A 22,876-nucleotide genomic window follows, 5' to 3' on the forward strand; every position below is an offset into this window, starting at 1 on the left:
GTCGGTTGTCCGTGGTTGCCTCGTGCGCAGGTCTAAGGGTGCCATGCCGGGTGCTTCCTGCCCTCATCGGCATGGGGGCTGTGACAGGGCGCACGACACCGTACTGCGCCCCGGCCCCCGAAGGCCGGTCACACGGGGACGCCGGCGCCCGCCAGGTCCTCGATCATCCGGTGGGAACTGGGCCCGACCAGCGCCGCCCATTCCCCGGGCGCGTCGGCCAGCCAGGCGGCCGCGCGGGCGGCGAAGCCGGGCACGTGCCGGCCCAGGTCGACCAGGGCGCGGTCGAAGCGGGTAGCGCCCTGAGGGGTGCGCCCGAGGAGCAGTCCGACGCGGTGGACGAGGTCGCGCAGGTCGTCGCCGCCGTTGCGGGCGGCGGCGTGCAGCAGCGCGTCCAGGACGTCGGTGTCGTGCTCACGGGCGAGGAGGACCTCGCGCAGTTCGCGGCGCAGCGGACGAGAGGCGGGGATGCCGGGCGGGGTGAGGACGGCGGCGAGGGCGCAGCGCAGCCGCACGTCGCCGTCCTCCAGCAGGCCGGTGACCAACGGCAGGAGTACGGGCCGTGCGGTGGGGCCCCGGTCGAGCCGCTGGTCCGCGTACGCGGCCACCTGCCCGGCGAGTTCCGGCCGCCCGCGCGCCGCCCGGCACAGCAGCGCGGCGATCCGCCGGGCCAGACCGGGCGGGGTCGCGTCGGCGAGTGCCCGCAGTGCCTCTTCCGCGTCCGGGCGCTCCAGCCGGGCCGCGAACGCCCCGAGGACCGGCTCGGGGTCGGTCAGGAGGGCTCCGGCCAGTGCGTCCGGCGAGAACCGCGGGTCGCCGGCCGCGAAGTGCTCCAGTGCCCTCGGGAGGTAGCGGGCCCGGGTGTGGGGATCCTGGACGAGGAGGGCGAGTGCGCCGCCGTGCAGGGCGCGGTCGGCGGGGCGGGCGAGCAGGGTGAGGGCCGCGTAGCGCAGGAGGGCGCGGTCGCCTCCCGTGCTCACGTGCGGGGCGACGCGCAGTCCGTGGACCACCGCGGCGCTCCGCCGCGCGGGCCGCTCGTCGCGCGCCCACCGGTCGGCGGCCCGGCACACCGCCGACGGCTCCTCCTCGGCGAGCACCGCGAGCAGTTCGTCGGCCCGTGGGTGCGCGCGGTCGACGAGCACGTCCGTCAGATCGTCCAGGGCGGTGTGACGGTGGGTGTGCAGCAGCACCTGCGCGGCCGTGGCCACGGTCGCGTGCGGGGTGGCCGGCAGCGGCTGCTCGTCGTCGAACCAGCGGACGAGCTGGGGTTGCAGGGCGGTGGGGTCGGCGGTGAGGAGTCCGGCGACGGCGTCCAGGAACCGGGGCCCGGCCTCGCACGGCGGCCGGTCGGCATGGACCAGCCGCCGCAGCAGCGCGCAACGCGCCTCCAGCGGAAGCCGTACGCCGGTCCAGAAGGGCGGCCCGAGCTCCTCCGGTACGGGCCGCTCCTGCCGCCGCCAGGCCACGATCCGGTCGGCGAGCAGCCGCAGCACGTCCGTGTACGGTGCCGCGTCGGGCAGGGCGGACAGCGTCCCCGCGAGCAGCCGTACGGCCCACCAGGACCGCGGGTCGGCGTCCAGCGCGTGCACCAGGTCCGCCAGGCGGGAGGCCAGGTGACCGGCGCCGTGCTGGCGGGCGAGGTACAGCAGGGCCTGGATCACCGGCCCGATGCGGTGACGCGGCACGGGGTCGGTCTGCGCGTCCCCGCCGCGGTGGACGAGGGCCTGCAGCGCCTCGTCGAGGTCGAGATGCGCGCCCTGGAGCCAGTCGGCGAGCCCCTCGTGCGCGAAGCGGTAGCCGGGCCCGGCCGGCACGAGCAGGCCCTCGGCCAGCACGGCCGACGCCCAGCCCGAGCAGCCGCCGAGCCGCTCCGGCCCGGTGCCCCACGGGAACACCGCCTCGAACGCCTCCCGGTCCAGGTCCCCCTGCCCCGGGCCGAGGCCGCGCCGGGCGGCCTCGTGCACCTGCCCGGCGACCTTGGCCGCCAGCCGGCGTACGGCCGTGCCGTGCAGGCCGTTTCCGGTGGCCAGCCGGGTGGCGATGCGCAGCGACATCAGGTCCAGGTAGGCGGAGAAGACTTCGTCCCGGCCGACGGGGCCGGCGAGCCGAACCGGCGTTCGGGACGCGTCGGTGAGCTCGTCCCGGATCTCGGCGAGCAGGCGCAGGGTGAGGGGGTGCCGGGCGTCGGCATCACCGAGTGCACCCTCGGCGATGCCGTACCGCAGCCGGGCCTCCCGCGCCTCGTCCTCGGTGAAGTCGCCGAGTCGTACGCACGCCGGACGGGCCTCGTCCTCGGTGAAGTCGCCGAGTCGTACGCGCGCCGGATGGTGCAGCAGGCCGGCCACCTCCTCCCAGTACTCCGGCCGGCAGGCCACCACCAGCCTCGCTCCCGTCTCCCTGAGCCAACGCAGGGTCCCACCCGCCCACTCGGCCAAGCGACGGGCCGCCGCCGGGGGCATCTCCTCGGGGCCGTCCAGAAGGAGCAGCAGGGGTCTGCCGAGCGAACCGGCCAGGCGGGCGAGGCGTTCGGGCGTCATGTCCCCCGGGTCGGCCGGGGAGGGCAGACAGGGCGGAGACGGGGCCTGCGCGCCGGCCACGACGGGGACGGCCCGGGTCAGCGCCCTGCGGACCGCGTCCGCCACCGACGTGTCGTCGTCCCGCAGGTCGCAGCCGCGCAGCCAGAGCGTGGGATGCCCGGTGCGGCCGCGGCGCGCGGCGAGCGCGGCGAGTTCCGTCGTGCGACCGCTGCCGGGTGCCCCGACGAGACCGATGGCGGCCTGCGTGCCTGCCGCGAAAGCGTCGAATTCGGCGGCCACGCCCGTCCGTTCGACCGGCTCGGGGACTCCGGTCCCGCCGGGCGGGCCCTCCAGACCCACCGATGCGCCGGTCAGTTCCAGCACCCCGGCGAGGTTCAGGTCGGCCCCGAAGGCAGGGACCGTCGCGGCGTTCTCGGCGAGCAGCCCGGCGAGCGGGCCCGCCGCTCCGGCGACCCCCGCACGCAGCGGGACGGCGAACCCGACGTCGCGATGCCCGGAGCTGAGCGCGGTGCCGAGGACTCCCACGACGGCGCCGGTCCCGGCGTCGAGCACGGGGCCGCCGGCCGCTCCACCGCCCAGCCGCAGCGCGTCCCGCCCCGCCGTGCCGACCGCCAGCTCCAGCGCGTCGTCGAGACGGTGGAAACGGTCCATGGCCGCGTACGTCACGGAGGCCGGGCCCAGCACCCGGGCCTCGCGCCAGCCGCCGGCGGCGATCCGTACATAGGCGCCGGTCCCTGCCCCGTCCCGCACGGTCACGGGCAGCGCCCGCACACCGAGTCCCTCGGTCCGTACGAGGGCCAGGTCCAGCGCGGGCAGCGGGGTGACCGCGTCGGCGGACACGACCCGGCGGCGTCCACCGGCGCCGTGCAGCACGAGCCGGGAGAGGCCGTCGACGGCCTCGTGGCTGGTGATCAGTGTGCCGTGGTGGTCGGCCAGGAACCCGGTGCCCCGGGGGCGGCCCGCCAGATCGTGGACACGGACGAGGCGGTCGTCGGGGAGCACCCCCTCCTCGGGGACCACCCCCTCCTCGTGCCCCGCTGTCTCAGGGCCGCGGACCGCCCCGCCCTCGTGCCCCGCTGTCCCGGGGCCGCGGACCGCCCCGCCCTTGTGCCCCGCTGTTCCGGGGCGGTCCGGGGAGCCTGGTGAGCTGTCGTCCGTCTCCCGGGACCGGTTCCGCGACGCCATCGTCGAGCCTCCCCGCCGTACACCCGTGCCCTCGCGTTCGACAGTAGGGGCGAGATGATCAGCGGGACAGGTCGCTCTGTGAAAGCGCCCCCTTCCGCTCCCCCGGTTCACTCCGAGCGCCCGCACGAACGGGTGAAGGAACGGGGGCGGCTGGATACACCCTAGGGGTGGGGGAACCGAGGGGGGACCGTGGAGCGGCGGCAGTGGAGGTACCCGTGGCCGCCGTTCCACGGGCGGACACCCGCTCCCCGAGCCGTCAGGCGAAGACGGCCAGGCTCCTGGCCTTGCCCCGCTGCTCCTCGACTAGCGCGAGGAAGCGGCCCTCCGGGTCGAAGACGGCGACGGGGCCGGAGCCCGCGTATGTCTCGGGCATCTCCAGCCGGACGCCGTTGGTGAGCAGCTTGGCCCGCCGGGCGTCGACGTCCCACCGGGGGAACGCGGCAGCGGCGGCCTCGGCCATCGGCATCACGGTCAGCTCCTGCTGGAGCTGGTCGAGGGTGCGGGCCGCGTCCAGCTTGTAGGGGCCGACGCGGGTGCGGCGCAGCGCGGTGAGGTGACCGCCGACCCCCAGACCGGCGCCCAGGTCGCGGGCCAGGGCCCGGATGTAGGTGCCGGAGGAGCAGACGACCGAGACGACCAGGTCGAGGACGGCCGTGCCGTCGTCGGCGACGGCGTCCCGGACGTCGTACACGCCGAAGGAGGAGACCGTCACCGGCCGGGCCGGGATCTCGAACTCCTCGCCCTCCCGGGCCCGCTTGTACGACCGCACCCCGTTGATCTTGATGGCGCTGACCTTGGACGGCACCTGCATGATGTCGCCGGTCAGCGCGGCGATGCCGGCGTCGATGGCGTCGCGGGTGACCTTCGAAGCGTCCGTGGAGGAGGTGATCTCACCCTCGGCGTCGTCCGTGAGGGTGTTCTGCCCGAGCCGGATGGTGCCCAGGTACTCCTTCTCGGTCAGCGCGAGGTGGCCGAGGAGCTTGGTCGCTTTCTCGACGCCGAGGACGAGGACGCCCGTCGCCATCGGGTCGAGGGTGCCGGCGTGCCCGACGCGTCGCGTCCTGGCGATGCCGCGCATCTTGGCGACGACGTCGTGCGAAGTGAAGCCCGACGGCTTGTCGACGATGACAAGGCCGTCGGGCGTGGTGGGCTTCTGGGTCATTCGGCGGTGTCGTCCGTCTCGTCGTCCTCGGGCTTGCGGTACGGGTCGGCGTCGCCGGCGTACTTCGCACCCGCGGACGCCTCGCGCACCTTCTCGTCGGACTGGCGCGCCTTGTCGAGGAGGTCCTCGATGGTGCGGGCGTTGTCCGGCAGGGCGTCCATGACGAAGGTCAGGGTCGGCGTGAACTTCACACCGGCGGCCCGGCCCACCTCGGAGCGGAGGACGCCCTTGGCGCTCTCCAGGCCGGCAGCGGCCGCCACGCGCTCCTCGTCGTCCCCGTAGACCGTGTAGAAGACGGTCGCCTCCCTTAGGTCACCCGTGACCCGGGTGTCCGTGATGGTGACGTGGGAGCCGAGCCGCGGGTCCTTGATCCCCCGCTGCAGCTTCTGGGCCACCACCTCTCGGATGAGGTCCGCCAGCCTCTTAGCCCGCGCGTTGTCGGCCACTGGTCCGTCTCCTTAAGTGCTTACTTGTTGCTTCAGTCTTCGTCGCTGTGGAGCCTGCGTCGAACCGAGAGCAGTTCGACTTCGGGCCGGCCGGCGACGAGCCGCTCACAGCGGTCCAGGACATCGGTGAGGTGTCCCGTCTCCCCTGAGACCACCGCGAGCCCGATCTCGGCCCTGCGGTGGAGGTCCTGGTTACCCGTCTCGGCCGCGCTCACCCCGTACTTGCGCTGGAGTTCGGCCACGATCGGGCGGACGAGAGAGCGTTTCTCCTTGAGCGAGTGGACATCGCCGAGGAGCAGATCGAAGGACAGAGTCCCCACATACATGTGTGATCCGGATGTCCCGCCGGTTCGGGGTACGGGCGCCACGCTTCGACGCCGATACGGGAACCGTACACGCAACGGCCGGGGCCGATCGACGGAATAAGTCCCGCCGATCGGCCCCGATCGTGACTCAGGTCAGACGCGCGGCTTCTCGCGCATCTCGTACGTCGCGATGACGTCGTCGACCTTGATGTCGTTGAAGTTGCCGAGGTTGATACCGCCCTCGAACCCTTCGCGGATCTCGGTGACGTCGTCCTTGAAGCGACGCAGGCCCTCGATGTTGAGGTTCTCCGCGACCACCTTGCCGTCGCGGATGAGGCGCGCCTTGGTGTTGCGCTTGACCTCGCCGGAGCGGATGAGAACACCCGCGATGTTGCCCAGCTTGGACGACTTGAAGACCTCGCGGATCTCCGCCGTGCCGAGCTCGACCTCCTCGTACTCCGGCTTGAGCATGCCCTTGAGGGCCGCCTCGATCTCCTCGATCGCCTGGTAGATGACCGAGTAGTACCGGACGTCGACACCCTCGCGCTCGGCCATCTGCTGCGCACGCCCGGCGGCGCGCACGTTGAAGCCGATGACGATGGCGTCGGAGCCCATGGCCAGGTCGATGTCGGACTCCGTGACCGCACCGACGCCGCGGTGCAGGACGCGGATGTCGACCTCTTCGCCGACGTCCAGCTGGAGCAGCGAGGACTCGAGCGCCTCGACGGATCCGGAAGCGTCACCCTTGATGATCAGGTTCAGCTGCTGGATCTCGCCGGCCTTGAGCACCTTGTCCAGGTCCTCGAGGGAGACGCGACGCGTGCGCTTGGCGAACGCGGCGTTGCGCTCACGGGCGGCACGCTTCTCGGCGATCTGACGGGCCGTACGGTCCTCGTCCACCACCAGGAAGTTGTCGCCCGCACCCGGGACGTTGGTCAGGCCCAGGACCTGAACCGGCGTCGAGGGACCGGCCTCGGCGACGCTGTTGCCGTTGTCGTCGTGCATCGCCCGGACTCGGCCGTACGCGTCGCCGACCACCATGGTGTCGCCGACCCGCAGCGTGCCTCGCTGGACGAGGACCGTCGACACGGCACCACGGCCGCGGTCGAGGCGGGACTCGATCGAGATGCCCTGCGCGTCCTGGTTCGGGTTGGCCCGCAGGTCGAGCGAGGCGTCGGCCGTGAGGACCACGGCCTCCAGCAGGGAGTCGATGTGCAGACCCTGCTTGGCGGAGATGTCGACGAACATGGTGTCGCCGCCGTACTCCTCGGCCACCAGGCCGTACTCGGTCAGCTGACCGCGCACCTTGGTCGGGTCGGCGCCCTCGACGTCGATCTTGTTGACCGCGACGACGATCGGGACCTCGGCCGCCTTGGCGTGGTTGAGCGCCTCGACCGTCTGCGGCATGACGCCGTCGTTGGCCGCGACGACGAGGATCGCGATGTCCGTCGACCGCGCACCACGGGCACGCATGGCGGTGAACGCCTCGTGACCCGGGGTGTCGATGAAGGTGATCTTGCGCTCTTCGTCGTTGACCTCGGTCGCGACCTGGTAGGCACCGATGTGCTGGGTGATGCCGCCGGCCTCGCCCGCGATGACGTTCGTCTTGCGGATGGCGTCGAGGAGCCGGGTCTTACCGTGGTCGACGTGACCCATGACGGTGACGACGGGCGGACGGACCATCAGGTCCTCCTCGTCGCCCTCGTCCTCGCCGAACTCGATGTCGAAGGACTCGAGGAGCTCGCGGTCCTCCTCCTCCGGGCTGACGATCTGAACCGTGTAGTTCATCTCGTCGGCGAGGAGCTGCAGCGTCTCGTCGGAGACGGACTGCGTGGCCGTGACCATCTCGCCGAGGTTCATCATGACCGCGACGAGCGACGCCGGGTTGGCGTTGATCTTCTCCGCGAAGTCGGTGAGCGAGGCACCGCGCGACAGGCGAACGGTCTCGCCGTTGCCGCGAGGCAGCATCACACCGCCGACCGACGGGGCCTGCATGGCCTCGTACTCCTGGCGCCTCTGCCGCTTCGACTTGCGGCCACGACGCGCGGGACCGCCCGGACGACCGAAGGCACCCTGCGTGCCACCACGGCCACCGGGACCACCGGGACGGCCACCGAAGCCGGGACGGCCACCGCCACCGGGACCACCGGGACGACCGGCGAAACCGCCGCCACCGCCACCGGGACCACCGGGACGACCGGCGAAACCGCCACCGCCGCCACCGGGACGACCGGCGAAGCCGCCGCCACCCGGGCGACCGCCGCCGCCACCGGGACGACCGCCGCCGCCGGGACCGCGGCCACCGGGGCCACCGCCGCCGGGACGCGGGCCGGCAGCAGGACGCTGCGGCATCATGCCGGGGTTCGGACGCGGGCCACCGGGACCGCCGCCGGGACGCGGGCCGCCGCCCTGCGGACGGGGCATGCCGCCCGGGGTCGGACGCGCGCCGCCCGGAGCCTGCGGACGAGGACCGCCGCCGGCACCCTGCGGACGAGGACCGCCCTGGCCCTGGCCCTGCGGACGCGGGGCGCCACCGGGCGCACCGGGGCCGCCCGGACGCGGGGCACCGCCCGGACGGGGCGCCTGCGGGCGCGCCATGCCGGTGGAGCCACCAGAGGTGAACGGGTTGTTGCCCGGACGGGGACCCGCGGGGCGGGCACCGGGACGCGGAGCGCCGCCACCCTGGCGCGGAGCGCCGGGACGGTCGCCACGGTCACCACGGCCCTGGCCACCCTGGCCGGGGCCGCCCTGACGCGGAGCACCCGGACGCGGCGCCTGGCCGGCCGGACGCGGGGCGCCCGGACGCGGGCCGGAGCCCTGACCCTGGCCCTGGCCCTGGGAAGCGGCCGGTGCGGCGGGAGCCGCCGGGGGTGCCGTGAACTCGGGCGTGGTCGGAGCCGGGGACGCCGGGGCGGGCCGCGGCGCGGGCTTCGGGCCCGGGGTGGGACGGGGGCCGGGAGTGGCCGGCGCGGCCGGGGCCGCGGGCTTCTCTGCGGCGGCCGGCTTGGGGGCCGGCGGGCGCGGGGCGGCCGGACGGGCAGCCTGCGCGGGAGAGGGGGCACCCGGCTTCGCCGGGGCAGCCTTGCGGGCGGGGGCGGGCTTGCCGCCTCCGCTGCCCTGCTGGAGGGCGTCCGTCAGCTTGCGTACAACGGGCGCTTCGATCGTCGAAGACGCCGAACGGACGAATTCACCGAGTTCCTGGAGCTTGGCCATGACGACCTTGCTCTCGACGCCGAACTCCTTGGCGAGTTCGTAGACCCGGACCTTAGCCACTTCGCTCCTTTGAGGTCCGGGTTGCGTCCGGACCGTCGCTAGTTCATGGGCGTACTCATCGCGTACTCATCGAGTGCTCATCGCAATCTCGACCTGCTTTCGACTCGCGAGGTACCTAGCCGCACGGGGTTCCGTGCGGCACGTCTTACCGTGTTGCCTGCTCGGCAACTGTTGTCTGCTCGACGTACTGGCGCAACGCCTTTGTGTCGAGCGGTCCCGGGACGCGCAGTGCCCTCGGGAACGCCCGGCGGCGTACCGCCTGGTCGAGACAGACCAGTGCGGGGTGAACGTACGCACCCCGGCCGGGCAGCGTACCGCGTGGATCAGGGACGCACGCGTCCTTGATCGCTACGATCCGCAGCAGTTCGGCCTTGGCCGCTCGCTCCCGACACCCCACACAGGTGCGTTCAGGGCATGCGCGGGCGCGCGTCCGGCCAGACACTGCTAAGTCTACCTCCCCGTACGCTCCTCACCCCTTTGGGGCAGGATTCGAACAGTTGCCGCGCATGAACCTGTCGTGATCTGAACGGCGCGCGGCTTGGATCTATTCCTCGGAACCGGCCGCGGCCGGCTCGGTGTCCGGGCGGATGTCGATCCGCCAGCCGGTCAGCCGGGCCGCGAGGCGGGCGTTCTGCCCCTCCTTGCCGATGGCCAGGGACAGCTGGTAGTCGGGCACGGTCACCCGGGCCGACCGGGTCGCCATGTCCACGATCTCCACCTTGGAGACCCGGGCCGGGGACAGCGCGTTCGCCACCATGTCGGCCGGGTCGTCCGACCAGTCCACGATGTCGATCTTCTCACCGTTCAGCTCGGCCATGACGTTGCGTACACGTCCGCCCATGGGGCCGATGCAGGCGCCCTTGGCGTTCAGGCCGGAGCGGGTCGACCGTACGGCGATCTTCGTGCGGTGACCGGCCTCACGGGCGATCGCGGAGATCTCCACCGAGCCGTCGGCGATCTCCGGCACCTCCAGGGCGAAGAGCTTCTTCACCAGGTTGGGGTGCGTGCGCGACAGCGTCACGGACGGGCCGCGGACGCCCTTGGCGACCCGGACGACGTAGCTGCGCAGCCGCATGCCGTGCTGGTAGGTCTCCCCCGGCACCTGCTCCTGCACGGGCAGGATGGCCTCCAGCTTGCCGATGTCGACCAGCACGTTCTTCGGGTCGCGGCCCTGCTGGACCACTCCGGTGACGATGTCGCCCTCGCGGCCGGCGTACTCACCGAGCGTGGCGTCGTCCTCGGCGTCGCGCAGGCGCTGCAGGATGACCTGCTTGGCCGTGGTGGCGGCGATACGGCCGAAACCGGACGGGGTGTCGTCGAACTCGCGGGGCTCCTGGCCCTCCTCGAGGTCGTCGGGGTCCTCCTTCGCCCACACGGTCACATGGCCGGTCTCCCGGTTGAGCTCCACGCGCGCGTGGCGGCGGCTTCCCTCGGTGCGGTGGTAGGCGATGAGGAGGGCCGACTCGATCGCCTCGACCAGCAGGGGAAAGGAGATCTCCTTCTCCCGAACCAAGCCCCGCAGGGCGCTCATGTCGATGTCCACGGCTACGCCTCCTCTTCCTTCTTGTTGTCCTTGCGGCTGAATTCGACCTGGACACGCGCCCGCACGATGTCGTCGAAGGCGAGTCTGCGCGCGGTGGCCTTGCGGCCCTTCACCCCGGGCACCTCGGTGTCGACACCCTCGTCGTCGACCTTCAGGATCCTGGCGACCAGCTCGCCGCCCTCGGCCAGCTGGAACTTCACCAGCCGCTCGGTGGCGCGGACGTAGTGCCGGTGTTCCGTGAGGAGGCGCTCCGCGCCCGGGGTGCCGACCTCGAGGGTGTACTCGCCCTCGCCCATCGCGTCCGTCTCGTCGAGCTTCGCCGAGAGCGCGCGGCTCACATCGGCGATCTGGTCCAGGTCGGCGCCCGTGTCCGAGTCGACGACGACGCGCAGCACACGCTTGCGTCCGACGGAGTCCACCTCGATCTCCTCGAGATCCAGGCCCTGGGAGCTGACGAGCGGTTCCAGTAGCTCTCGCAGCCTCTCGCTCTGGGTGGTGCTCATCCGGGTGACTCCTCGGCCGCGTGTGCTGTTGTGGGATGGGTCGCGTGTCTGGTCAAAGGGTATCCGGTCGCGGGGAGTGTTGCCGTCCACCCGGTCACGACCGGTGCCGCTGAGTGATGCCGGGCGGGGGCCCGGGTACCGTGATCACGGGCGCGCAGCCTTGCGGTCCCTTCTTTCTCGAATGTTTCTCGACACGAGCCCCGAGGACGTCTGACGTGCCGTTCCCCCCATCGCCGCGTACCCGCTCGGGGCCGCGCAGAAGGAGTCTGCTCGCAGCCGCCCCGGCGGCCCTCGCCCTGACGGGCTGCACCGGAGGGGACTCCGGCGGCCCGGCCGGAGACGGTACGTCGGCCGCCGACCGGGCACGCGCGCATGCGGCCCGCGACAGCGAGGGGCTGGCGGAGCGCTACGACGCGGTGATCGCCGCCCGGCCGGGGCTCGCGGGCCGGCTGCGGCCGCTGCGCGAGGAGGTCGTACGGCATGCGCGGGCGTTCGGCGGTGGCCGAAAAGCATCGCCTTCGGGACCCCCTTCCGTGTCGCCCTCTGCGCCCTCTGCGGCCTCTTCGGCCTCTGGGACCTCTCGGGCCCGTGGGGCCTCGCCCTCCCCGTCCGCGGCCGTGCCGGGGAACGACAAGGACGCCCTCGCCGGGCTCGCCGCGGCGGAGCGGGAGCTCGCCGACCGGCGGGTCAAGGCGCTGGGCGGGGTTCCTGGCGAGCTGGCGCGGCTGCTGGCGTCGGTGGCGGCGGCCGGAGCGGCGCACGTGTATCTGCTGACGGAGGGTGAGGCGTGAGCGAGGAGAAGGACGGGGAGCTGCGGGCTCTGCAGGCGGCGCTGGCGGCCGAGCACGCGGCGGTCTACGGGTACGGCGTCGTCGGCGGCAGGATCGGCGAGGGGCAGCGCACCCGGGCGGCCACGGCGTACGACGCACACCGGGCGCGCAGGGACGCGCTGGTGCGCGAGGTGAAGGACCTGGGAGGCCGGCCGGTGGCCGCGTCGGCCGGTTATGCGCTGCCCTTCCAGGTGCCGGACGCGGAGGCGGCCGTGCGGCTCGCCGCCGAGCTGGAGGACCGGGTGGCCGGGGTGTACGCCGACCTGGTGCGCGCGGCGGGCGGCGGGCGGCGGGCCCTGGCCGCCGAGGCGCTGCGGGAGGCGGCGGTGCGGGCGGTGCGCTGGCGCGGCGAGAGCGTAGCCTTCCCTGGGCTCGCCGAGCGGGCCGGTACGGCCCCGCCCTCGGCGGCGCCGACGGCGTGACCCGCGCAGGGCACGCACCGCGGACAGCACGAAGGGAACGACTCGCGCATGGTTTTCGAACCGCCGAAGCGTCTGGTGAGGGCGCTCGGTGAGACGGCGCCGGACGGTGACGACTGGCTGGAGAAGCTGCCCTCGGCGGCGCAGCAGGCCGTCGCGCTACGCGAGTTGACCGTGGAGCGGGTGCAGGTGCCCGGTGGGCGCAGCAGCCTGGTCGTGCTGGTGCGGGCGGCCGACGGGACACCCGCCGTGCTCAAGCTGGCGCCGAACCGGGCCCGTCCGGAGGCGGAGCGGGCCGCGCTCGCGCACTGGGCCGGGCGGGGTGCCGTACAGCTGCTCGAACCGGTGTCGACGGAGGGCGTGCTGCTGTTGGAGCGGCTGCATCCGGACGTGTCGGTGCGGTCGCTGCCGGAGGCGAAGGCGCTGCTTGAGGCGGCGGGAACGCTGCGGCGGCTGTGGGTGGAGCCGCCCGCCGACTTCCCCTTCGAGACGGTGGCCGAGCGGACCGGGCGGCAGGCCGAGGCGATGCGGGCGCGGGCCCGGGCCGAGCCCGAGGTGGCCGCTCTGGTCGATCTGGCGCTGGCGGCGCGCGAGGAGTTGCTGGCCGCGCCGCCCGAGCACCGGCTGCTGCACGGCACGTTCCGGCAGAGCAAGGTGCTCGGCGGGGAACGGATGCCGTGGCTGGCCGTGGGGCCCGACCCGGTGGTCGGAGAGTGCGCCTTCGATCTGGCCCGGCTGGTCCGGGACCGGGTGGAGGACCTGATCGCCCAGCCGTCCGGCGCGGCCACGACCCGGCGCCGGGTGAAGCGGCTCGCCGAGTCCCTGGACGTGGACCAGGACCGGCTGCGGGGCTGGACGCTGTTCCGGGCCGTGGAGTCGGGCGTGCGCGCGGGGCGGGTCGGGCGGCCGCGGGACGCGGAGCTGTTGCTGGAATTCGCGGGGTGGCTGTAGGGCGCCGGGCCCGAGGGGCGGGGATCGAGGGGGAAGCCGCGAAACACGCACCGGCGGTTCGGCCCGGCCCCGGAGCACCGCTTCGCTCCTTGCCCCGAAGCCCCGCTTCGCTCCGCGTCCCGAAACCCGAAGCCCGGGAGCCCTGAAGCCTCGCTTCGGTCTTTGTCCCGGAGCCCCGGAGCCTCGCTTCGGTCTTTGTCCCGGAGCCCCAGAGCCCTGCTTCGGTCCTTGTCCCGCAGCCCCGCAGCCCCGCAGCCCCGGGCGGACTGAATCGTCAGCCCGCCCGGCCCTCTCGGTGCTACGCCGTGAGGCGGGCGACGGCCTCCTCGACCGTCAGTTCCTCGCGCTCGCCGGTGCGGCGGTCCTTCAGTTCCACCACGCCGTCGGCCGCGCGCCGCCCGGCCACGAGGATCTGCGGCACGCCGATCAGCTCGGAGTCCGTGAACTTGACGCCCGGGGAGACGCCGGGGCGGTCGTCGACCAGGACGCGGACGCCGGCCGCGGCCAGCTTCTGGGAGATGTCCAGGGCCAGTTCGGTCTGCAGGGCCTTGCCGGCGGCGACCACGTGGACGTCGGCCGGGGCGACCTCGGCGGGCCAGCACAGGCCCTTGTCGTCGGCGCTCTGCTCGGCCAGGGCGGCCACCGCACGGGAGACGCCGATGCCGTACGAGCCCATGGTCACGCGGACCGGCTTGCCGTTCTGGCCGAGGACGTCGAGCTTGAGGGCGTCGGCGTACTTACGGCCCAGCTGGAAGATGTGGCCGATCTCGATGGCGCGGTCGAGGACGAGGCCCGTGCCGCACTTGGGGCAGGGGTCGCCCTCCTGCACGACGACGACGTCGACGTACTCCCCGACCTCGAAGTCACGGCCCGCTACGACGTTCTTGGTGTGGGTGCCGGCCTTGTTGGCGCCGGTGATCCAGGCCGTGCCGGGGGCGACGCGCGGGTCGGCGATGTAGGTGACCTTATCCAGGCCCCGCGGTCCGACGTAGCCGCGGACCAGGTCGGGGCGGGCCGCGAAGTCCGTCTCGGTGACCAGCTCGACGGCGGCCGGGGCGAAGTGCGCCTCGACCTTGTCCATGTCGACCTCGCGGTCCCCGGGGACGCCCACGGCGACGATCTCGCCGTCGACCTTCACGAGGAGGTTCTTCAGCGTGGCCGAGGCCGGGACGCCGAGGGAGGCCGCGAGGGTCTCGATGGTCGGGGTGTCGGGGGTCGGGATGTCCTCGGCGGCCGGCACGTCCGAGCCGTCGACGGGCTTCAGCTCGTACGAGATCGCCTCGGTGTTCGCGGCGAAGTCGCAGTTGGGGCAGTCCGCGAAGGTGTCCTCGCCCGCCTCGGCCGGGGCCAGGAACTCCTCGGACTTGGAGCCGCCCATCGCACCGGCCGTCGCGGCGCAGATGCGGTAGTCGAGGCCCAGGCGCGCGAAGATCTTCTGGTAGGCCTCGCGGTGCAGGGCGTAGGACTTGGCGAGGCCCTCGTCCTCGGTGTCGAAGGAGTAGGAGTCCTTCATCAGGAACTCGCGGCCGCGCAGGATACCGGCGCGGGGGCGGGCCTCGTCGCGGTACTTGTTCTGGATCTGGTAGAGGATGACCGGCAGGTCCTTGTAGGAGGACGCCTGGTCCTTCACCAGGAGGGTGAAGATCTCCTCGTGGGTGGGGCCGAGGAGGTAGTCGCCGCCCTTGCGGTCCTGGAGGCGGAACAGCTCGGGGCCGTACTCCTCCCAGCGGCCGGTGGCCTCGTAGGGCTCGCGCGGCAGGATCGCGGGGAGCAGGACCTCCTGGGCGCCGACGGCGTCCATCTCCTCACGGACGATGCGCTCGACGTTGGCCAGCACCTTCTTGCCGAGGGGCAGCCAGCTCCAGACGCCGGCGGCGGTGCGGCGCACGTAGCCGGCCCGGACGAGGAGCTTGTGGCTGAGGACCTCGGCGTCCGCCGGGTCGTCGCGCAACGTCTTCGCCAACAACTGGGACATGCGCTGGACCGGTGCGTTTGCCATGGTTCCTCTGCTCCTGCTGCTGGGGGTCCCCCGCTCGAGCGGAGCCGAGAGCGGGGGAAGGTGATGGCAGGAGGTTATCCGGGGGGTGCGGGGCGGTGGAAATCGGTTAAGGGCGGAGGAGCGGGAGCGGGGCTCCCATCACCGCGTACGGCTTCGGGGCGCTGGGGAAGAGGACCTGACGGGCCAGGTCCTGGTAGCCGAGGGAGCGGTAGAGGGCGCGGGCCGGGCTGTCGGTGTCGATCGCGGAGAGGATCGAGCGGGGTTCGTCGGCGCCGTCGGTGATCGTGGTGATCAGGGAGCGTCCGAGGCCGCGGTTCTGGTACGCCGGGTGGACGTGCAGTTCGGTGATCACGAAGGAGTCGTCGAGCCAGTGGTCGTTGCGCTGGGCGCGGAGGTAGGGCTCGACGACGGTGGACCACCAGTGGGTGCGGTCGTTGGGCATGCCGTAGACGAAGCCGACGAGGTTGCCGTCGGCTGTGGCGCCGAGGGCCCTCGCCCCCGGGTACGTCATGTGGCGGAGGACGATCTGGCGGCGGACGGCCACCTCGTCCGGGCCTAGGCCGAAGGCCACGGCCTGGACGGCCAGCGCCTCGTCTACGTGGGCGGAGAGGTCGAGTGGGCCGATCACCAGGTCCATGCGGGGAGCCTACAGGGGGGTTTCGGTTGTCACCCGGGTCCCGGTTGTCTTCGGCTGAGCGCCCACGCGGCGGAGCCGCACATGGACAAGCCCCCGCGCCCCCGAGGGGCACTTCAGAACAGGACGCTCATGAAAGCTCCCACTTCCTGGAAGCCCACCCTCTGGTAGGCCCTCCTGGCCGCGGTGTTGAAGTCGTTGACGTAGAGGCTGACCACGGGGGCGACGTCGGCCAGGGCGTAGCGCAGTACGGCCGCCATGCCGGGGGCCGCAAGGCCGGTGCCCCGGTACTCGGGGGCCACCCACACGCCCTGGATCTGGCAGGCGCGGTCCGTCGCGGCGCCGATCTCGGCCTTGAAGACGACCTTGCCGTCCGCGTCGAAGCGGGCGAAGGCGCGGCCGGAGCCGACGAGTTCGGCGACGCGGGCCTGGTAGAGCAGACCGCCGTCGCCGGCCAGCGGGGAGACGCCGACCTCTTCGGTGAACATGGCCACGCACGCCGGCATGATCGTCTCCATCTCGTCCTTGCGGACGCGACGGACGTAGGGGTCCGGGGTGATGTCGGCCGGGAGGCGGTCGGTGACCATGAGCGGCTGGTGGCGGCGGACGTCGCGGGCCGGGCCCCACTGGGGTTCCAGGAGCCGCCACAGGTCGGAGGTGGCGCCGGAGGGGCCGACGATAGAGGAGCAGCGGCGGCCGGCCCGGCGGGCGCGGTCCGCGAAGGCGCGGACGGCGCGCGGGCCCGCGCAGATCGGGACCAGGTTGGCACCGGCGTAGCAGAGGGAGGTGAGTATGCCGTCCTCGTACCAGCCCCACATCTCGCCGCCGAGCCGCCACGGGTCGAGTCCGGCGACCTGCACGCGGGACGTCACGAAGGCGTTCGCGACCGGCTCGCGGTCGAGGACGGCGAGCGCCGCGTCCAGGTCGCTCGGTTCGAGGACCCGTGAGGTGGTCTGCGTCAACACGTGCGGGCCTCACGAACTGGGGTTGCTGGTCTCCGCACTATAGCTGCGCTGCTTGGGCGGGGCGCCTGGGAGCCCGGGGCTTCCGGTTGCCGGGCGGGTGCGGGACGTCTGTGGCTTGTCGCGCAGTTCCCCGCGCCCCCGGAAAAGCGGGGCGCGGGTCCCATCGTCGTCGGGTGGTCAGCCCGCGACCGCCACCGACGGCTCGCCCGAGGTCACGCCGTCCTTCTCCATCTGCTCGGCCAGCTTCATGGCCTCTTCGATGAGGGTTTCCACGATCTTGGACTCGGGGACGGTCTTGATGACCTCGCCCTTGACGAAGATCTGGCCCTTGCCGTTGCCGGAGGCGACTCCGAGGTCGGCCTCGCGGGCCTCGCCGGGGCCGTTGACGACGCAGCCCATGACGGCGACGCGGAGCGGGACCTCCATGCCGGTGAGGCCGGCGGTGACCTCTTCGGCCAGCTTGTAGACGTCGACCTGGGCGCGGCCGCAGGAGGGGCAGGAGACGATCTCCAGGCCGCGCTCCTTGAGGTTCAGCGACTCCAGGATCTGGATGCCGACCTTGACCTCCTCGGCGGGGGGCGCCGAGAGCGAGACGCGGATCGTGTCGCCGATGCCCTGGGAGAGGAGCGCGCCGAAGGCGACGGCCGACTTGATGGTGCCCTGGAAGGCCGGGCCCGCTTCCGTGACGCCGAGGTGCAGCGGGTAGTCGCACTGGGCGGCGAGCTGCTTGTACGCCTCGATCATGACGACCGGGTCGTTGTGCTTGACGGAGATCTTGATGTCCCGGAAGTCGTGCTCCTCGAAGAGGGACGCCTCCCACAGGGCCGACTCGACGAGGGCCTCGGGGGTCGCCTTGCCGTACTTCTGCAGCAGGCGGCGGTCGAGGGAGCCCGCGTTGACGCCGATGCGGATCGGGGTGCCGTGGTCGCGGGCCGCCTTGGCGATCTCCTTGACCTTGTCGTCGAACTGCTTGATGTTGCCGGGGTTGACGCGGACCGCCGCGCAGCCGGCCTCGATGGCGGCGAAGACGTACTTCGGCTGGAAGTGGATGTCGGCGATGACCGGGATCTGCGACTTGCGGGCGATGGTCGCGAGGGCGTCGGCGTCGTCCTGGGTGGGGCAGGCGACGCGGACGATCTGGCAGCCGGAGGCGGTCAGTTCGGCGATCTGCTGGAGGGTGGCGCCGATGTCGGAGGTGCGGGTCGTGGTCATCGACTGCACCGAGACGGGGGCGTCTCCGCCGACGGCCACGGATCCGACCTGGATCTGGCGGCTCTTCCGGCGCTCGGCGAGCTTGGTCGGAACGGACGGCATGCCGAGAGAAATCGCAGTCATCTGCTGTGCAACCCCAAGTCGTGGATCAAGGTCCGGTCCCGTGAGCAGCGGGCTCCGAGCTTCGAGATTACGGCACATGCCTCGGGGCGGGCACATCCCACCCGCGTTGCCACCCGATGGGCGGCGGCCCGGCGGAAAGCATGCCGGGCCGCCGCGAACGCCGTATGATTAGGAGATTCTCACCGGGTTAACCACGTCGGCGATCAGGACCAGGATCGTGAAGCAGATGAAGATCCCGGCGACGACGTAGGCGACCGGCATGAGCTTCGCCACGTCGAAGGGGCCCGGGTCCGGCCGGCGCAGCAGTTTGGCCGTGTTGCGGCGCAGCGACTCCCACAGCGCGCCCGCGATGTGGCCGCCGTCGAGCGGCAGCAGCGGGAGCATGTTGAACAGGAACAGGGAGAGGTTGAAGCCGGCGACCAGCATGAGGGCCATGGCCAGCTGCTGGGTGGGCGGGATGTCGAGGGTGAAGATCTCGCCGCCGACGCGGGCCGCGCCGACCACGCCCATCGGGGAGTCGGCCTCGCGCTCGGCGCCGTCGAAGGCCGCGTTCCACAGGGCGGGGACCTTGCCCGGCAGGGCGGCGAGGGAGTCGACGGCCTCGCCGATGCGGTCGCCCATCCAGGTCACGGAGTCGCCGAAGTCCTGCTTGACCACGCCCGTGGCGGCGCTGAAGCCGAGGAAGCCGGCCTGGACGTACTGGCCCTCGACGATCTGGCCGGAGGCGTCCTTCTTGGCGACCTGGTTGGTGGCGATCTTCGCGTGCAGGGTGATGTCCTTGCCGTCCCGCTCGACGACGATCGGCACCTCCTTGCCGGGGGTGGCGCGGATGAGGTCGGACAGCTTGTTCCAGTCGTCGGTCTTCACCCCGTTGAAGGAGACGATCTTGTCGCCCGCCTTGAGGCCCGCCGCGGCGGCGGGGGCGGCCGGGTCGCCCTTCTCGCACTTGTCGCGGTTCTCGTTCTGCGCGATGACGCACTGGGAGACCGAGCTGACCGTGGTGGTCTGCTGGGTGATGCCGAAGCCCATCAGCACGGTGAGGAACAGCGCCACCGCCAGGACCAGGTTCATGAAGGGGCCCGCGAACATCACGATCACGCGCTTCCAGGGGGCGCGCGTGTAGAACATGCGGTTCTCGTCGCCCGGCTTGAGCTCCTCGTAGGCGGCGGTGCGGGCGTCCTCGATCATGCCGCGCCAGGGGGAGGTGGAGCGGGCTTCCATCCGGCCGTCGGGGCCGGGCGGGAACATGCCGATCATGCGGATGTAGCCGCCGAACGGGATGGCCTTGATGCCGTACTCCGTCTCGCCCTTGTTGCGCGAGAAGAGGGTGGGGCCGAAGCCGACCATGTACTGCGGCACGCGGATGCCGAAGAGCTTGGCGGTGGACAGGTGCCCCAGCTCGTGCCACGCGATCGAGAACAGCAGTCCGACCGCGAAGAGGAGTATGCCGAGGATGAACATCAGGGTCGTCATGCACGGGCCTCCGCCGTCTGTGCCGCCAGTTGCCGGGCCCGGGTCCGCGCCCAGGTCTCCGCTTCGAGGACGTCCGACACGGTGAGTGAGGTTCCCGTACGCGGGGTGCCGTGCTCCTCGACCACCCGGGTGACGGTGTCCATGATCCCGTCGAAGGGCAGCGCGCCCTGACGGAACGCCTCCACGCACTCCTCGTTGGCCGCGTTGAACACCGCCGGGGCGGTGCCCGCGAGCTCGCCGACGTGCCGGGCGAGGTTCACCGAGGGGAAGGCCTCGTTGTCGAGCGGGAAGAACTCCCAGGTCGAGGCCTTGCTCCAGTCGAAGGTGGGCGCCGCGTCGGGGACGCGCTCGGGCCAGCCGAGGCCGATGGCGATGGGCCCGCGCATGTCGGGCGGGGTCGCCTGGGCCAGTGTCGATCCATCCGTGAACTCAACCATCGAGTGGACATACGACTGGGGATGCACGACCACCTCAATGCGGTCGAAGGGAATGTCGTAGAGGAGGTGCGCCTCGATGACCTCCAGGCCCTTGTTGACGAGGGTCGCGGAGTTGATCGTGATGACCGGGCCCATGGCCCAGGTGGGGTGCGCGAGGGCGTCCTCGACGGTGACGCTCGCGAGCTCGGCCTTCGTACGGCCGCGGAACGGGCCGCCGGAGGCGGTGACGACCAGCTTGCGGACGTCGGCGCGGGTGCCCGCGGCCAGGGCCTGGAAGAGGGCGGCGTGCTCGGAGTCGACCGGGATGATCTGCCCGGGCTTGGCGAGGGCCTTGACCAGCGGGCCGCCGACGATGAGCGACTCCTTGTTGGCGAGCGCGAGGGTGCGGCCCGCCTCCAGGGCGGCGAGGGTCGGGGCGAGTCCGATGGAGCCGGTGATGCCGTTCAGGACGGTGTGGCAGTCGGAGGCCGCGACCTGGGACGCCGCGTCCGGGCCGGCGAGGATCTCCGGGAGCGGCTCGCTCGTGCCGTACTGCGCGGTGAGCGCCTCGCGCAGGGCCGGTACGACGTCCTCACGGGCCACGGCGACCGTCCGCACCCGCAGCCGGTAGGCCTGCTCGGCGAGGAGGGCGACCCGGCCGCCGTTGGCCGAGAGGCCGGTGACCCGGAACCGGCCGGGGTTGCGCAGCACGAGGTCGATGGCCTGGGTGCCGATGGACCCGGTGGAGCCGAGGATCACCACGTCCTTGGGGCCGTCTCCCGCTACGGGGTCGTAGACCAGGTGCGGATCGGCGAGGGGGGCTGGACTGTCGCTCATTGCTCCATTGTTGCCGTAAGGCCGGTGTGTGAGGACAGCGCATCCCCCTCACGGGGGCGCGCGCCATGGCTGAGCACGCCCCCATGAGGGCCGGGGCTACCTGATCGGCCGGTGGACGTTCTCCCGCTGCGACGGTCCCGGTGTCGCGTCCGCGATCCAGGGGCCCTCGCCCGACGGGTCGACGATGCCCTGCTCCAGCCATTCGTACGTGCCCGACAGGACACCCTTGACGACCTTGCGGTCGAGGTCGTCGGTGTTGGTCCACAGGCGGGTGAAGAGCTCTTCGATCCGGATGCGGGCCTGGCGGCAGAAGACGTCGGCCAGCTGGTAGGCCTCGCGGCCGTGGTCACCCTGGCTGCGCAGGAGCTCCGCCCGCACGCAGGACGCGCTCATGGCGAACAGTTCGGCGCCGATGTCGACGATCCGGCCGAGGAAGCCCTGCTTGGACTCCATCCGGCCCTGCCAGCGGGACATGGCGTAGAAGGTGGAGCGGGCGAGCTTGCGGGCGGTGCGCTCGACATAGCGCAGGTGCCCGGAGAGGTCCACCTCGCGCTTGAACTCCCCGTAGGAGGCCGGGAGCTGGCCGGGGCCTGCGACCAGTTTCGGCAGCCACTTGGCGTAGAAGACGCCCGCGTTCGCGCCGGCCCTGGCCTTGTCGCCCAGGGACTTCTCGGGGTCGATGAGGTCACCGGCGACCGAGAGGTGGGCGTCGACGGCCTCACGCGCGATCAGCAGGTGCATGATCTCGGTGGAGCCCTCGAAGATGCGGTTGATGCGCAGGTCGCGCAGCAGCTGCTCGGCCGGGACGCCGCGCTCGCCGCGGGCCCGCAGGGAGTCGGCCGTCTCGAAGCCGCGGCCGCCGCGGATCTGGACCAGCTCGTCGGCCATCGTCCAGGCCATCTCGGAGGCGTACAGCTTGGCGAGGGCGCCTTCGATGCGGATGTCGTTGCGGTCCTCGTCGGCCATCTGGGAGGCCAGGTCGGTCACGGCCTCCAGGGCGAAGGTGGTGGCCGCGATGAAGGAGATCTTGGAGCCGACCGCCTCGTGGTGCGCGACGGGTTTGCCCCACTGCTCGCGGGCCGCCGACCACTCCCGGGCGATCTTCAGGCACCACTTGCCGGCCGCGACACAGGAGGCCGGCAGCGACAGCCGCCCGGTGTTGAGCGTGGTCAGGGCGATCTTCAGGCCCTGGCCCTCCTCGCCGACGCGGTTGGCGGCGGGGACGCGGACCTGGTGGAAGCGGGTGACGCCGTTCTCGATGCCGCGCAGCCCCATGAAGGCGTTGCGGTTCTCGACGGTGACACCGGGCGAGTTCGTCTCGACGACGAAGGCCGTGATGCCGCCGCGGTGGCCCTCGGATTTCGGGACCCGGGCCATGACGACCAGCAGGTCGGCGACGACGCCGTTGGTGGTCCACAGTTTCACCCCGTCGAGGACGTAGTCGTCGCCGTCAGGGATCGCGGTGGTGGCGAGGCGGGCCGGGTCGGAGCCGACGTCGGGCTCGGTGAGCAGGAAGGCGCTGATGTCCGTGCGGGCACAGCGCGGCAGGAAGCGCTCCCGCTGCTCCTGGGTGCCGAACAGCTTCAGGGGCTGGGGCACGCCGATCGACTGGTGCGCGGAGAGCAGCACGCCGATCGCGGGGCTGGCGGAGCCGGCCAGGGAGAGCGCCTTGTTGTAGTACACCTGCCCGAGGCCGAGGCCGCCGTACTTGGTGTCGATCTTCATACCGAAGGCGCCGAGCTCTTTCAGCCCGTCGATCACCTCGTCGGGGATCTTGGCCTCGCGCTCGATGAGGCCCCCGTCGACCTTCGTCTCGACGAAGTCGCGGAGCTTGGCGAGGAACTCCTCGCCGCGCTGGGCCAGCTCTTCGTCCGGGAGGGGGTGGGGGTGGATGAGGTCGAGCCGGAAGCGGCCGAGGAACAGCTCCTTGGCGAAGCTGGGCTTGCGCCAGTGCTGTTCCCGGGCGGCCTCCGCCACCTCACGGGCCTCCCGCTCGGTGACGGCGGGACGGGAAGAAGGGGTGATGGAAGCGGACATGAGGGGCACCTCGCCGCAACTAGAAGATG

The 22,876-nt window shown here is 72.3% G+C and carries 18 protein-coding genes; 3 read left to right on the top strand and 15 right to left on the bottom strand.

Going from position 1 to position 22,876, the window contains the following annotated elements; all coding sequences use genetic code 11:
- Nucleotides 1-128 precede the first annotated feature (128 nt).
- From ACFY5B_RS26745 to rimP, 8 genes are all read right to left on the bottom strand, one after another.
- Nucleotides 129-3,719 (bottom strand): trypsin-like peptidase domain-containing protein, encoded by a 3,591-nt coding sequence (locus ACFY5B_RS26745; protein ID WP_389973566.1) that lies wholly within the window; start codon nucleotides 3,717-3,719, stop codon nucleotides 129-131.
- 256 nt (nucleotides 3,720-3,975) lie between these two features.
- Nucleotides 3,976-4,881: a tRNA pseudouridine(55) synthase TruB gene (truB, locus tag ACFY5B_RS26750; protein WP_389973569.1), complete on the bottom strand. Its 906-nt coding sequence runs from the start codon at nucleotides 4,879-4,881 to the stop codon at nucleotides 3,976-3,978.
- The gene (rbfA, locus tag ACFY5B_RS26755) at nucleotides 4,878-5,327 is read right to left on the bottom strand and encodes a 30S ribosome-binding factor RbfA (RefSeq protein WP_389973572.1); all 450 of its coding nucleotides are present in this window, start codon (nucleotides 5,325-5,327) and stop codon (nucleotides 4,878-4,880) included. Before rbfA ends, truB begins: the two co-directional genes overlap by 4 nt.
- Before the next feature lie 32 nt (nucleotides 5,328-5,359).
- Nucleotides 5,360-5,653, bottom strand: a complete 294-nt coding sequence (locus ACFY5B_RS26760; RefSeq protein ID WP_030853207.1) for a DUF503 domain-containing protein — start codon at nucleotides 5,651-5,653, stop codon at nucleotides 5,360-5,362.
- Between the two features lie 132 nt (nucleotides 5,654-5,785).
- Nucleotides 5,786-8,905, bottom strand: coding sequence for a translation initiation factor IF-2 (gene infB / locus ACFY5B_RS26765; protein WP_389973576.1), 3,120 nt, complete (start codon nucleotides 8,903-8,905; stop codon nucleotides 5,786-5,788).
- A 145-nt stretch (nucleotides 8,906-9,050) separates the two neighbouring features.
- Entirely contained in the window at nucleotides 9,051-9,347 is a 297-nt protein-coding gene (locus ACFY5B_RS26770; protein ID WP_389973578.1) for a YlxR family protein, read from the bottom strand.
- A gap of 102 nt (nucleotides 9,348-9,449) precedes the next feature.
- Nucleotides 9,450-10,448 carry a transcription termination factor NusA gene (gene nusA, locus ACFY5B_RS26775; protein WP_389973581.1) on the bottom strand — a complete coding sequence of 333 codons (999 nt, stop codon included), beginning with the start codon at nucleotides 10,446-10,448 and terminating at the stop codon, nucleotides 9,450-9,452.
- Between the two features lie 2 nt (nucleotides 10,449-10,450).
- The gene (gene rimP / locus ACFY5B_RS26780; RefSeq protein ID WP_389973584.1) at nucleotides 10,451-10,951 is read right to left on the bottom strand and encodes a ribosome maturation factor RimP; all 501 of its coding nucleotides are present in this window, start codon (nucleotides 10,949-10,951) and stop codon (nucleotides 10,451-10,453) included.
- A 215-nt stretch (nucleotides 10,952-11,166) separates the two neighbouring features.
- Here rimP and ACFY5B_RS26785 point away from each other — a divergent pair, with 215 nt between their 5' ends.
- From ACFY5B_RS26785 to ACFY5B_RS26795, 3 genes are read left to right on the top strand one after another with little or no spacing between them, the layout of a single operon-like run.
- Nucleotides 11,167-11,742, top strand: a complete 576-nt coding sequence (locus tag ACFY5B_RS26785) for a hypothetical protein (protein ID WP_389973587.1) — start codon at nucleotides 11,167-11,169, stop codon at nucleotides 11,740-11,742.
- On the top strand, nucleotides 11,739-12,203 hold the full coding sequence (locus ACFY5B_RS26790; protein WP_389973590.1) for a ferritin-like domain-containing protein: 465 nt from the start codon (nucleotides 11,739-11,741) through the stop codon (nucleotides 12,201-12,203). The genes ACFY5B_RS26785 and ACFY5B_RS26790 overlap by 4 nt, the downstream gene beginning before the upstream one ends.
- 48 nt (nucleotides 12,204-12,251) lie before the next feature.
- Complete coding sequence (locus tag ACFY5B_RS26795; RefSeq protein WP_389973593.1) at nucleotides 12,252-13,151, top strand: aminoglycoside phosphotransferase family protein; 900 nt, start codon at nucleotides 12,252-12,254, stop codon at nucleotides 13,149-13,151.
- A gap of 298 nt (nucleotides 13,152-13,449) precedes the next feature.
- Here the strand turns inward: ACFY5B_RS26795 and ACFY5B_RS26800 are convergent, their stop codons facing one another.
- From ACFY5B_RS26800 to ACFY5B_RS26830, 7 genes are all read right to left on the bottom strand, one after another.
- Entirely contained in the window at nucleotides 13,450-15,150 is a 1,701-nt protein-coding gene (locus ACFY5B_RS26800; protein WP_389973596.1) for a proline--tRNA ligase, read from the bottom strand.
- A 106-nt stretch (nucleotides 15,151-15,256) separates the two neighbouring features.
- Nucleotides 15,257-15,787 (bottom strand): GNAT family N-acetyltransferase, encoded by a 531-nt coding sequence (locus ACFY5B_RS26805; RefSeq protein WP_389973599.1) that lies wholly within the window; start codon nucleotides 15,785-15,787, stop codon nucleotides 15,257-15,259.
- 113 nt (nucleotides 15,788-15,900) lie between these two features.
- Entirely contained in the window at nucleotides 15,901-16,749 is an 849-nt protein-coding gene (locus ACFY5B_RS26810) for a GNAT family N-acetyltransferase (protein ID WP_344459086.1), read from the bottom strand.
- A gap of 177 nt (nucleotides 16,750-16,926) precedes the next feature.
- Nucleotides 16,927-18,084, bottom strand: a complete 1,158-nt coding sequence (ispG, locus tag ACFY5B_RS26815; RefSeq protein WP_030853172.1) for a flavodoxin-dependent (E)-4-hydroxy-3-methylbut-2-enyl-diphosphate synthase — start codon at nucleotides 18,082-18,084, stop codon at nucleotides 16,927-16,929.
- Nucleotides 18,085-18,252: 168 nt separating this feature from the next.
- Nucleotides 18,253-19,545 carry a M50 family metallopeptidase gene (locus tag ACFY5B_RS26820; protein WP_389974045.1) on the bottom strand — a complete coding sequence of 431 codons (1,293 nt, stop codon included), beginning with the start codon at nucleotides 19,543-19,545 and terminating at the stop codon, nucleotides 18,253-18,255.
- Nucleotides 19,546-19,553: 8 nt separating this feature from the next.
- Nucleotides 19,554-20,810 carry a 1-deoxy-D-xylulose-5-phosphate reductoisomerase gene (gene dxr, locus ACFY5B_RS26825; RefSeq protein ID WP_389973603.1) on the bottom strand — a complete coding sequence of 419 codons (1,257 nt, stop codon included), beginning with the start codon at nucleotides 20,808-20,810 and terminating at the stop codon, nucleotides 19,554-19,556.
- Between the two features lie 96 nt (nucleotides 20,811-20,906).
- On the bottom strand, nucleotides 20,907-22,847 hold the full coding sequence (locus ACFY5B_RS26830; RefSeq protein WP_389973606.1) for an acyl-CoA dehydrogenase family protein: 1,941 nt from the start codon (nucleotides 22,845-22,847) through the stop codon (nucleotides 20,907-20,909).
- Between the last annotated feature and the right edge of the window lie 29 nt (nucleotides 22,848-22,876).

Origin of the sequence: Streptomyces sp. NPDC013187 (assembly GCF_042899705.1) — a bacterium.
Classification (GTDB): Bacteria; Actinomycetota; Actinomycetes; order Streptomycetales; family Streptomycetaceae; genus Streptomyces; species Streptomyces hawaiiensis_A.